At 63.3% G+C, this 12,359-nt stretch carries 8 protein-coding genes and 1 pseudogene; all 9 read left to right on the top strand.

The window, feature by feature from the left end:
• The 9 genes and pseudogenes from NKI59_RS05375 (at window position 1) to NKI59_RS05335 (ending at window position 12,021) form a co-directional block, all read left to right on the top strand.
• Window positions 1-1,667: pseudogene (locus NKI59_RS05375) on the top strand (amidohydrolase).
• Window positions 1,668-1,806: 139 nt separating this feature from the next.
• Window positions 1,807-2,901, top strand: coding sequence for an ABC transporter ATP-binding protein (locus NKI59_RS05370; protein WP_352702814.1), 1,095 nt, complete (start codon window positions 1,807-1,809; stop codon window positions 2,899-2,901).
• Entirely contained in the window at window positions 2,901-3,821 is a 921-nt protein-coding gene (locus NKI59_RS05365; protein WP_352448174.1) for an ABC transporter permease, read from the top strand. The genes NKI59_RS05370 and NKI59_RS05365 overlap by 1 nt, the downstream gene beginning before the upstream one ends.
• Window positions 3,814-4,614, top strand: a complete 801-nt coding sequence (locus NKI59_RS05360) for an ABC transporter permease (protein ID WP_352448173.1) — start codon at window positions 3,814-3,816, stop codon at window positions 4,612-4,614. The genes NKI59_RS05365 and NKI59_RS05360 overlap by 8 nt, the downstream gene beginning before the upstream one ends.
• A gap of 23 nt (window positions 4,615-4,637) precedes the next feature.
• Window positions 4,638-5,672: an ABC transporter substrate-binding protein gene (locus NKI59_RS05355; RefSeq protein WP_352702811.1), complete on the top strand. Its 1,035-nt coding sequence runs from the start codon at window positions 4,638-4,640 to the stop codon at window positions 5,670-5,672.
• A 64-nt stretch (window positions 5,673-5,736) separates the two neighbouring features.
• Window positions 5,737-6,933, top strand: a complete 1,197-nt coding sequence (locus NKI59_RS05350; RefSeq protein ID WP_352702809.1) for a serine hydrolase domain-containing protein — start codon at window positions 5,737-5,739, stop codon at window positions 6,931-6,933.
• A 26-nt stretch (window positions 6,934-6,959) separates the two neighbouring features.
• Window positions 6,960-8,141 (top strand): serine hydrolase domain-containing protein, encoded by a 1,182-nt coding sequence (locus NKI59_RS05345; protein ID WP_352702807.1) that lies wholly within the window; start codon window positions 6,960-6,962, stop codon window positions 8,139-8,141.
• Window positions 8,142-8,260: 119 nt separating this feature from the next.
• The gene (locus NKI59_RS05340) at window positions 8,261-10,573 is read left to right on the top strand and encodes a Tex family protein (RefSeq protein ID WP_352702805.1); all 2,313 of its coding nucleotides are present in this window, start codon (window positions 8,261-8,263) and stop codon (window positions 10,571-10,573) included.
• 242 nt (window positions 10,574-10,815) lie between these two features.
• The gene (locus NKI59_RS05335; protein ID WP_352448169.1) at window positions 10,816-12,021 is read left to right on the top strand and encodes an acyl-CoA dehydrogenase; all 1,206 of its coding nucleotides are present in this window, start codon (window positions 10,816-10,818) and stop codon (window positions 12,019-12,021) included.
• Window positions 12,022-12,359 lie beyond the last annotated feature (338 nt).

Below are 12,359 nucleotides of genomic sequence, written 5' to 3'. Positions count from 1 at the left end.
ATGACTTCAAATGCCGACCTGATCGTCACCAATGCCCGCGTGCTGACCATGGATGAAGGCAATCCGGCGGCCGAGGCGGTGGCGATAAAGGACGGCAACATCCTGGCGGTCGGTGACCGCCGGACCATCGAGGCGCTGAAAGGGCCGGCCACGAAGATCACCGATGCACAAGGCGGATCGGTGGTGCCGGGCCTCATCGAAGCGCATATGCATCTTTTCGGCGGCGCGGCCGAACTCGACAATCTGCACCTTCAGGGCGTGCATGGCTTCGATGCGCTGAGCGAGGCGATCCGGGCCTACGCGGCGGCGCGGCCGAACGCCAGATTGCTGCTCGGTGCCGGCGTCGATTACACCATCCTTTCCGGGGAAGAGCCGGTCACCCGCCATCATCTCGACCGCATCATCGCCGACCGGCCTTCGCCATGTCGGCCTCCGACCACCACACGATGTGGGCCAACACCAAGGCGCTGGAACTGGCTGGCATCCTGCACGGCAATCAACTCGGTCCCGGCAACGAGATCGTCATGGGAGCGGACGGCCTTGCGGCGGGCGAATTGCGCGAGGGCGAGGCGTTCGGGCCGATCCTCGAGCTTTCCGGGCAGAACCGCGTGCGGCTCGGCCTTGCAACAGGCGGTGAGCCCGATCCGTACCCTTCGTCGGCCGAAATCGCGGCCGACCGCGACCTGATGCACCGCGGGCTGGAATGGTGCGCCCGCCACGGCATCACCTCGATCCAGAACATGGACGGCAACCTCTACCAGCTTGAGCTGCTTGCCGGGCTGGAACAGGAAGGGCGGCTGCTTTGCCGCACCAAGATACCCTTTCATTTCAAAAACTTCATGACGCTCGACAAACTGGAAAAGGCATCGAGCATGGCCAACTCCTACCGATCGGAATGGCTGTCGTCCGGCATGGTCAAGATGTTTTACGACGGCGTGCTGGAAGGCTGGACCGCGGTCATGGTCGACGACTATGCCGACCGGCCGGGCTGGCGCGGTGAGCCGCTGTTCACGCCAGAGCATTTCGCCGAGGTGGCGGTGGAGGCCGACCGGCGCGGCCTGCAGATCGCCGTGCATTCGATAGGCGACGGCGCTGTGCGCGCGGTTCTGGACGGTTACGAGGCGGCGCGGCGGAAGAACGGCAGGCGCGACAGCCGTCACCGGGTCGAGCACATCGAGGTGACTACCGCCGCCGACGTGCCGCGCTTTGCCGAACTCGGCGTCATCGCCTCGATGCAGCCGCCGCACCCGCCCGGCGCCATGGATTTCCCGCTGGAGCCGACGCTTTCGCGCATCGGCCGCGAAAGATGGCCGCTGAGCTATGCATGGCGGAAGCTGAAGCAGGCTGGCGCGCATGTCGTTTTCGCTTCCGACTGGCCGGTGTCGCGGGTCGACCCGATCCTGGGCATTCAGGCGGCGGTGCTGCGCAAGCCTTGGGCAGAGGGCGACCCCGACCAGAGCTTCTCGCTGCTGGAAGCGCTTGCGGGCTATACGGTCGAAGGGGCCCACGCCGAATTCATGGAGCACCGTAAGGGCCGGCTGAAACCCGGTTATCTGGCCGATCTGGTGGTGCTGTCGGCCGATATTGAGGTAATTCAGCCGGCTTCCCTGCACAAGGTGCATCCGGTCACCACCATCTGCGGCGGCAAGATCACTTATCAGGTTTGATGATGGCGCTGACTATGGCATGGGGCTTGCGTTCTGAACCGAGGCCCAGATGCATGGTTGCCAAGCCGACCGGCATATGCTGACAATCGAATGGGAACTGGATCCGCCATCAAGAGCGGATATGAAAATGGGGTAATGCGTGCCGGATCAACCGGGTAAGAGTGCAATCGAGGTCCGCGGCATCCGCAAGGTGTTCGGTACCGGGGACGCACAAGTAGCCGCCCTCGACACGGTTTCGGTGTCGATCCGCGAGAACGAGTTCTTCACGCTGCTGGGGCCGTCGGGCTGCGGAAAGACGACGCTGCTGCGGCTGATCGCCGGCTTCGACTTCCCCAGCGAAGGCGAAATCCTGCTGCACGGCCAGGACATCGCGCCGCTGCCGCCGTTCAAGCGGCCGGTCAACACCGTCTTCCAGTCCTATGCGCTGTTCCCGCACATGACGGCGGCCGAGAATATCGGCTTCGGCCTGGAGATGCTGGGCAAGCCGAAAGCCGAAATCAAGGCACGCGTCGCCGAGATGCTCAAGCTGGTCAAGATGGAGGCGCTGAGCGGCCGCCGCACCAGCCAGATCTCCGGCGGCCAGCAGCAGCGCGTCGCACTGGCCCGCGCGCTGGCGCCGCAGCCGAAAGTGCTGTTGCTCGACGAGCCGCTGTCGGCACTCGACTACAAGCTGCGCAAGGAAATGCAGATCGAACTGAAACGGCTGCAGCACCAGACCGGCATCACCTTCATCTTCGTCACCCATGACCAGGAAGAAGCGCTGACCATGTCCGACCGCATCGCCGTGATGTCGGCCGGCAAGATCCTGCAGGTCGGCACGCCCTGGGACATCTATGACAAGCCGGCCGAGCGCTTCGTCGCCGACTTCATCGGCGAAACCAATTTCCTGACCGCGGCCATCACCGGCATCGGCAACGGCAAGGCGCGCGCGACACTAAAATCCGGCGCGACGATCGACGCGACGGTGGCTGAGGGCTTCCAGCCGAAGGCGAATGCGACGCTGGTGGTCAGGCCGGAACACGCCAAGCTGACCGGCGGCAAGGGCGATCTTTCCGGAACCATCGAAAACATCGTCTATTTCGGCACCGACACGCATATTCATGTCCAACTGGACAGCGGCGAAGCCTTCACCGTGCGCCAGCAGAACACGCGCAGCGCAGGCTGCGGTTTCGAGCGAGGCGACAAGGTCGGCGTCTCGATCGGCAACGACGCCGCGCAAGTGCTGAGGGATTGATGGCGAGCGCGGAAGAAGTCGCCAAGGCGGCCGAGCGGCGCGACATCCGCGACCGCTGGCTGCTGTCGGCGCCGGCCCTGCTGATCATCTTCCTGGCAGCGACCGGGCCGTTGCTGATCGTGCTGGTCTATTCGTTCCTGACGCCCGGCCCCTATGGCGACGTGAAGTGGCAATTCTCGCCCGAGGCCTGGACATCGGTGTTCATGGAACGCGACATCTTCGACGACACGCTTTCGTTCGCCGCTGCCCATGTCACTATCTTCTGGCGCTCGATCAAGCTTGCCATCGTCACCACGATCGCCACTTTGGCGCTTGGTTTTCCTACTGCCTATTTCATGGCGACGCGCAGCGAGAAGACGCGCGATCTCTGGCTGTTCCTGATCACCATACCGTTCTGGACCAACTTGCTGATCCGCACCTTCGCGGTGCTGCAGATCATCCGCAACGAGGGGTTGATCAACACGGTGCTGCTCAAGCTCGGCATCATCTCGGCGCCGATCCAGATATTGTTCACCGATACGGCGATCCTGATCGGCATGGCCTATGTCTATCTGCCGCTGATGGTGCTGCCGATCTACGCCAGCATGGAAAAACTCGATTTCCGGCTGGTCGAAGCCGGCTACGATCTTTATGCGACACGCTTCCAGGTGCTCAGGCGTATCATTTTCCCGCTGGTCAAGCCGGGCGTCATCGCCGGCTCCATCCTGGTGTTCATTCCGGCGCTCGGCGCCTACGTCACACCGAGCCTATTGGGCGGCGGCAAGAACATGATGCTCTCCAACCTGATCGAGCTGCAGTTCGGGCAAGGCCGCAACTGGCCGCTCGGCTCGGCCCTGTCCATCGCCGTCATGATCATCGTCATGGTGGCGCTGCTCGCCTATGTTCGTAACACCGGCCGGTCGGAGATGCGTCATGGCTAGCAGCTTCGCAATCAAGCATCAGCCGGGATTCACCGCGATCGCCGCGACCTGCTTTGTCGTGCTCTATCTGCCCATCGTCGTGCTGGTCGTCTATGCCTTCAACGCCGCGACCTCGACGTCAGAATGGGGCGGCATCTCGCTCAAATGGTTCCAGTCGGCGTGGCAGAACACGCAAGTCATCGACGCCACCTTGCGCTCCTTTCAGATCGGCGCCATCGCGGCGATCCTGGCCACCGTCTTCGCCACCATGGCGGCGCTCGCCACCACGCGCACGCCGCCCTATCCCGGCCTGACCTTCAAATATGCCGCCATCAACCAGCCTCTGATGGTGCCGGAGATCGTCACCGGCGTGGCGCTGCTGATCTTTTTCTCGCGCATCAAGATCTTCACCGGCTATTCCGGGCTCGGCTACCTGATCGCGGCACATACGGCCTTTTGCATTCCGTTCGCCTACCTGCCGATCCGGGCGCGGCTGGAGAACATGGACCTGACGCTGGAACGGGCCGCCGCCGATCTCTATGCGACGCCGTGGAAGACGTTCCGCCGCATCACCTTGCCGCTGCTTTGGCCCGGCATTCTGGCCGGACTGATGCTGGCCTTCGTTATCTCGCTCGACGATGTCGTCATCACCGAGTTCGTGAAATCGGGCGGCCAGGACACGCTGCCGACCTACATGCTTGGCCAGATACGTCGAGGGATAACGCCGGAGATCAACGCGATATCGACCGTGTTCCTGCTCTTGTCGGTCGCCATCGTGACGTTGTTTTTCTTCATCAGCAGGAAACGGGACTAGACATGAAAATGGGAGCTAAAACCATGAACTGGAAGACATCGGCGACCGCCATCGGGCTGGCGCTGCTCGCCTCGACGAGCCTTGCTCGCGCCGACGGTGAACTCAACATCTACAATTGGGGCAACTACACCAGCCCCGACGTGATCAAGAAGTTCGAGCAGAAATACAACGTCAAGGTGACCATCACCGATTACGATTCGAACGATACGGCGCTGGCCAAGGTTCGCCAGGGCGGCACCGGCTTCGACATCGCGGTGCCTTCGCAAACCTTCGTGCCGATCTGGATCAAGGAAGGCCTCGTTCAGGAGACCGATCCCGGCAAGATGGAGAATTTCAAGAACGTGGCGCCGGAATGGGCCAATCCCGATTTCGATCCGGGCCGCAAATATTCCGTGCCATGGGCCTGGGGCACGGTGGGCATCGTGGTGAACACCGATGTCTACAAGGGGCCGTCGGACAGTTGGGGCATCATCTTCAACACACCCGACGAACTGAAGGGCAAGGTCAACGTCGTGCCGGAAATGAACGACGTCATGTTCGCGGCGACCAAATATGTCGGCGGCGCGCAATGCGCCAGCGACAAGGAAACGCTGAAGAAGGTGCGTGACACGCTGGTTGCTGCCAAGCCGAACTGGATCGCGATGGAATACAATACCATCGAGAAAATGGGCGCCGGCGATTTCAAGGCGACCAGCGACTGGAACGGCTCGGCCTTTCGCCAGCGGCTGGCGAACCCCAAGATCCACTATTTCTATCCCAAGGAAGGTTTTGGCCTCTGGAGCGACAATGTCATGGTCCTGAAGGACGCAAAGAATGTCGAGAACGCCAAGCTGTTCCAGAACTTCATCATGGATCCGGAAAACGCCGCCGGCCTATCCGCCTTCCACCGCTACGCCAACGGCATTACCGGTTCCGACAAGTACATGCCGGCCGATATGAAGGATGCGCCGGAAGTCATCATCCCGGAAGACGTCAAGGCGCATGGCGAGCTGCAAAAATTGTGTTCCGAGGAAGTGCAGGCCATCTACAGCAAGATCTGGACCGAACTGCAGAAGTAATCCACATCCGGACGAAACCCGGCGGCAATTGCCGCCGGGCCTTTTCCCGGCGATCGGACTGCCTATGATTTCCTATCGCAACAGCGAACCGGCGCCGCCGATCATGCAGGGTTCGCCGCCGCGGATGGTGCTGCCGAAGCTCGACTGGGACCGGCCGCCATGGAATCGTTGGGCGTTCCAGCATATTCGCGAAATCCTGCCGACGATCGAAGTCTGGCGCGGCAATGGCCATCGCCACCGACTGGAGCGAGCTGAGGTCGATCTCGACGCGCTGCCGGTGAGCGACAGCATGGGGCAGCCGACGACGCTCGCCGGGCTGCTCGACGAGACCTATACCGACGGGTTTCTCGTGCTCAAGGACAGCAAGGTCGCCTATGAGCGCTACTTCAACGGCATGACCGAGCGCACGCTGCATTTGTCGCAGTCAATGGCGAAGTCGGTCACGGGCTCGGTGTTCGGCATATTGGTCGGGCGCGGACTGATCGATCCGGCCTTGCCGGCGACGGTCTATCTGCCGGAGCTGGAAGCGACCGGCTGGGCAGGCGCCAGCGTGCAGCATGTGCTCGACATGACGAGCGGCGTGCGCTTTTCCGAGGAATACGCCGATCCCTATTCCGACATCGGCCAGGTCGATGTCGCCACTGGCTGGAAGCCGGTGCCGCCGGGCAGCGATCCGGTCTTCCGCTGGCCATCGCATATGTTCGAACTGATCCTGGGGCTCAAGGAAAAGAGCCGGCCGCACGGCGCTGCCTTCGAATACCGCTCGATCGAGACCGACGTGCTTGCCTTCATCATGGAGCGGGTGAGCGGCAAAAGGCTGGCGCAGCTGATTTCGGAAGAGCTATGGCAAAAGCTCGGCGCGGATGAAAGCGCCTGCTTCACTGTCGACAGCGCCGGTTATGCGGTCGCCGACGGCGGCTTCAACGCCACGCTGCGCGATTATGGCCGCTTCGGCCAGCTGATCCTCGACAATGGAGGCGGCATCGTGCCGGCCGACTGGATCGAGGCGACGCGCAATGGCAGGCATGGACCGGATTTCAGTCCCAGCCTGCCGGAAGGCAGCTACCGCAACCAGTTCTGGATCGAGGACCCGCGCTCGCGAGCGCTGATGTGCCGGGGCGTGTTCGGGCAGCTGATCCATATCGACTGGGATACGAAAATGGTCGTGGTGAAGCTTTCGAGCTATCCGGATTTCACCAACATCGGCTATTCGGTGGCGACGCTGAAGGCCGTGCATGCCATTGCCGCGGCGCTCGCCTGAACCTCAAAGAAATCCGCAGGACCACCATGACCGGCAAGACCGCGTTCGAAACCAGATACGGCTTTGCCCGCAAGCAATTGCTGCTCGGCAACTGGCGCGAAAGCCCGTTCAGCCGGTGGTCGTTCCAGAATGTCGGCGAGCTGGTGCCGAGCGCTGCCGTGGCGGCACAGCCGGGCAGCAGCGAGGCGCCGGCGCAGGATTTCGGCGGGCTACTTGGCGAAAAGGTCGCTCTTGCAGGCGGCGCGGAGACGGTCGCGGCTTTTCTCAGGCGCTCCGATACCGACGCGCTGACGATCATGAAACGCGGCAAATTCGTCGGCGACTGGTTCGCGCCGCATATGGAGTTTGGGGCGCGCCACATCGTCTTTTCGATCAGCAAGTCGCTGACCGCCATTGTTGCCGGCATATTGGAAGGCGAGGGGATTTTCGATCCGCAGGCACCGGTAAGCCTCTATCTGCCCGAAGCCGCCGGCTCGGCCTATGGCGATGCGCGTGTGCGGCACGTGCTCGACATGAGTGTCAGCCTCGATTTCGAAGAGGCCTATCTCGATCCGGAAAGCGCCTTCGCCCGCTACCGCCGCGCCATGCTGTGGAATCCAGGCGGCGGCATCGAGAGCCTGGCCACTTTCCTCACGACGCTGCAGGGCCTGGCCGAGCCGCATGGCCGGACGTTCCGCTACCGTTCGCCCAATTCCGACCTGCTCGGCATCCTGCTCGAACGTGCTTCTGGCCGGCGTTTCGACGATCTGATGCGCGAAAAATTATGGGAGCCGCTCGGCGCCGTCAGCGACGCCTCGGTGACAGTCGACACGGAAGGAACGGCGCGTACCGCCGGCGGCATTTCGGTGACACCGCGCGACCTTGCGCGCGTCGGCGAGATGATGCGGCAAGGCGGCGCAGCCAATGGCCGCCGCGTCGTGCCGGAAGCCTGGGTGCGCGACACGACCGAAACCGGCGGTGACGCCGAGGCCTGGCGGCGCGGCACGATGGCGTTCCTGTTTCCGCGTGGCCGCTACCGCAACAAATGGTACCAGACGGGCGCGGCAAGCGGCGCCGTCTGCGGCATCGGCATCCACGGCCAGTGGCTTTACGTCAACCCGAAGGCCGAAATGGTAATCGCAAAGATGTCGTCGCAGCCGGTACCGGTCGACGATCCGCTCGATCTGGACATGATTTCTTTCTTCGAGGCGCTGAGCCGGATGGTCTGATCCGTCCAGACAGCCCGACCTTTCCTGTGGACCTCTCGCCGGGTTGAAAATGGCGCAGTTGGCGCGGCAGTGCTCTGCGCCTATGGTCGCGTCTCTTTTCGACGAATAGCAGGACCGACATGGCAGCCGACATCAAGCGCATCGCAACCATCATAGCCGCCGAGATCGCCGCGCGGCCCGAGCAGGCCGCGGCGGCGATCGGCTTGCTCGACGACGGCGCGACCGTGCCGTTCGTGGCGCGCTACCGCAAGGAGGTCACCGGCGGCCTCGACGACACGCAGCTGCGCGACCTCGCCGAGCGGCTCGCCTATCTGCGCGAACTCGACGCGCGCCGCGACACCATCCTTGGTTCGATCCGCGAGCAGGGCAAGCTGACCGAGGAGCTCGAGGCAAAGATCGCTGCGGCCGGCACCAAGGCCGAACTCGAAGACATCTATCTGCCTTACAAGCCGAAGCGCCGGACCAAGGCCGAGATCGCACGCGAGCGCGGGCTCGGGCCTCTGGCGGAAGCTATTCTCGCCGACCGTACGGCTGTACCCGCCGAGCTGGCGCTGGCCTACATCAGCGAAGACGTCGTCGATGCCAAGGCGGCGCTCGAGGGTGCGCGCGACATCCTGTCCGAACAGTTCGCCGAGAATGCCGATCTGGTCGGCAGATTGCGGACCTACATGAAGGAACGCGCCTTCCTGCGCTCGCGCGTCGTCGACGGCAAACAGGAGGCCGGCGCGAAATTTTCCGACTATTTCGACCATGTCGAGCGCTGGACCAACGTGCCGAGCCATCGCGCGCTGGCCATGTTGCGCGGCCGCAACGAGGAGGTTCTGTCGCTCGACATCGAAGTCGATGCCGATGACGCCTCTCCGGTGAAACCGGTTGAGCGGATGATCGCCGACGCCTACGCCATCGGCCGCCAGTTGCCGGGAGACCGCTGGCTGATGGAGGTCGCCGGCTGGACCTGGCGCATAAAGCTGTCGCTGCACCTGACGCTCGATCTGATGCGCGATCTGCGCGAGCGGGCCGAAGAAGAAGCCATCCATGTCTTCGCCCGCAATCTCAAGGATTTGCTGCTTGCCGCGCCTGCCGGCTCGCGGCCGACGATGGGGCTCGATCCGGGCATTCGCACCGGCGTCAAGGTGGCGGTGGTGGACGGCACCGGCAAGCTGCTGGCGACGACAACGGTCTATCCGTTCCCGCCGAAGAACGATGTGCGCGGCGCGCAGGCCGAACTGGCCAAGCTCATCCGGCTGCACAAGGTCGAGCTGATTTCGATCGGCAACGGCACTGGCAGCCGCGAGACCGAAAGGCTGGTGGCCGACATGCTGGCTGACATGCCTGCCGGGTCCGGGCCGAAGCCGCTCAAGGTGATCGTCAGCGAAGCCGGCGCCTCGGTCTATTCTGCCTCGGCAACGGCGGCGGCGGAATTTCCCGGCCTCGATGTGTCGCTGCGCGGGGCAGTGTCGATCGCGCGGCGCCTGCAGGATCCGCTCGCCGAACTGGTCAAGATCGAGCCCAAGTCGATCGGCGTCGGCCAGTACCAGCACGACGTCGATCAGTACCGCCTCGGCCGCTCGCTGGAAGCGGTGGTCGAGGATGCGGTCAACGCCGTCGGCGTCGATCTCAACACGGCCTCAGCGCCGCTTCTGGGGCGGGTTTCGGGTCTCGGCGCATCGCTGGCCGAGGCGATCGTTGCGCACCGGGACGCGACCGGCCCGTTCGCCAGCCGTCGCGAACTGTTGAAGGTCTCCCGCCTTGGACCCCGCGCGTTCGAGCAATGCGCCGGCTTCCTGCGCATTCCCGACGGCAGCGAGCCGCTCGATGCCTCCGCCGTGCATCCGGAAGCCTATGGCGTGGCCAAGAAGATCGTCGCGGCCTGCGGGCGCGACGTTCGCTCGCTGATGGGCGACAGCGCCGCACTCAAGGCGCTCGATCCGCGCGTCTTCGTCGATGAGCGCTTCGGCCTCCCGACGGTGCGCGATATCCTGGCGGAGCTGGAAAAGCCCGGCCGCGATCCGCGCCCCGGCTTCAAGACCGCGACTTTTGCCGATGGCATCGACGACATCAAGGATCTGAAGCCCGGCATGCAGCTTGAAGGCACTGTCACCAATGTCGCCGCCTTCGGCGCCTTCGTCGATATCGGCGTGCACCAGGACGGACTGGTGCACGTCTCGCAACTGGCCGATCGGTTCATCAAGGACGCGCATGAGGTGGTCAAGGCCGGCGACGTGGTCAAGGTGCGTGTCGTCGACGTCGATATCAAGCGCAAGCGCATCGGTCTGTCGATGCGCAAGGATGGCGACGGTGGCGCACCGAAGCCGCGCGACAATGGCAGCAGGCCGGTGCCGCGCGCGCCCGCGCCCCAACGCCAGCCGGAGCGGCCGGTGCAGCAGGGCGCGTTCGGCGCCGCTTTGGCCGATGCGTTGAAGCGGAAGTAATTTCGCGAGCCGGGCTGCGCCGCCAGGTCAGACGGCGGCGCTCGACATTGATGATCCATCACCAATGCTCATGGATCGGCGAAGCTATTTCGTTTGATTTTTTCAGGACGGGAGCCGATAAGCCGCGCGTTTCAAGATTTCTGTTTCGATGCATGTCGTTATCTCCAAGCTGCCGAACACCCTCGGGTCAGGCCCGCGGGCAAGCTTTGGGCGACATGCATGAGTTTGGGAGACCGAGAGCCATGGCCGCCGACAAGAACGCATTCGTCTGGGATGATCCTTTCCTGATCGAGGACCAGCTTTCGGAGGACGAGCGCATGGTGCGCGATGGCGCCGCCGCGTTTGCCGCCGACAAGCTCGCTCCGAAGATCGAGGAAGCCTATCTCGAGGAGAAGACCGACGCCGGGATCTTTCGCGAAATGGGCGAGGCCGGTCTGCTCGGCATCACCATCCCGGAAGAATATGGCGGGCTCGGCGCCAACTACATCACCTACGGGCTGGTCGCGCGGGAAGTGGAGCGGATCGACTCGGGCTATCGCTCGATGATGAGCGTGCAGTCGTCGCTGGTAATGTATCCGATCCATGCCTATGGCTCGGAAGAACAGCGCAAGAAATACCTGCCGAAGCTGGCGTCGGGCGAATGGATCGGCTGCTTTGGCCTGACCGAGCCTGACGCCGGTTCCGACCCGGGCGGCATGAAGACGCGGGCCGAGAAGACCGCGAGCGGCTACAGGATCTCCGGCTCGAAAATGTGGATTTCCAACGCGCCGATCGCAGACGTGTTCGTCGTCTGGGCAAAGTTGTCCGACGAAAGTGGGGGCGCGCATGACAACCAGATTCGCGGCTTTGTCCTGGAAAAGGGCATGAACGGGCTATCGGCGCCGAAGATCGGCGGCAAGCTGTCGCTGCGAGCCTCGATTACCGGCGAAGTGGTGATGGAAGGCGTCGAGGTCGGCGAGGACGCGTTGCTGCCCAATGTCTCGGGTCTCAAAGGGCCGTTTGGCTGCCTCAACCGGGCGCGCTATGGAATTTCCTGGGGCGCCATGGGCGCGGCTGAGGATTGCTGGCACCGCGCCCGCCAGTATGGCCTCGACCGTAAGCAGTTCGGCAAGCCGCTGGCCGGCACGCAGCTTTTCCAGAAGAAGCTCGCCGACATGCAGACCGAGATCGCGCTCGGCCTGCAGGGCAGCCTGCGCGTCGGGCGGCTGATGGATGAAGGCAAGATGGCGCCGGAGATGATCTCGCTCGTCAAGCGCAACAATTGCGGCAAGGCGCTCGACATCGCCCGCCAGGCCCGCGACATGCATGGCGGCAATGGCATCCAGATCGGTTACCACGTCATGCGCCACGCCCAGAACCTGGAAACCGTCAACACCTATGAGGGCACGCATGACGTGCATGCGCTGATCCTCGGACGGGCGCAGACCGGATTGCAGGCGTTCTTTTAGGTTCAGGTGTTCTCCGCTTCCAGGATGCCCGTGCCTGGTATCTCCGCTCGCAAAGCGGGAGATCGGCAATTTTCGTCGACGATGCCACATTTTGTTCTTGCTTTGTACCGGCAGCTATGCTACTAATTTCGGTATGGTGCTAATTGGCTCCAACGACCCGTCCGCCGAGGCGGGTTTTTCTTTTCAGCTCTTTTCGACGAAGCATCGCGTGTGCTGCCGATCATCGATATCGGCGGGAAGCGCCCGGTGCTGACCCGCCGGACTTCGGCTCTGCAGCGTTGCAACGTTTTGCCGCCACACTGCGGAATCCCGGGGTCGGCGCTCCGTTTCGTGAGCTA

It is taken from the genome of Mesorhizobium sp. M0598, from assembly GCF_040320865.1.
Taxonomy (GTDB): Bacteria; Pseudomonadota; Alphaproteobacteria; order Rhizobiales; family Rhizobiaceae; genus Mesorhizobium.
The sequence above is the reverse complement of the archived record's forward strand: the minus strand, read 5'-3'. Positions and strand labels throughout refer to the sequence as shown.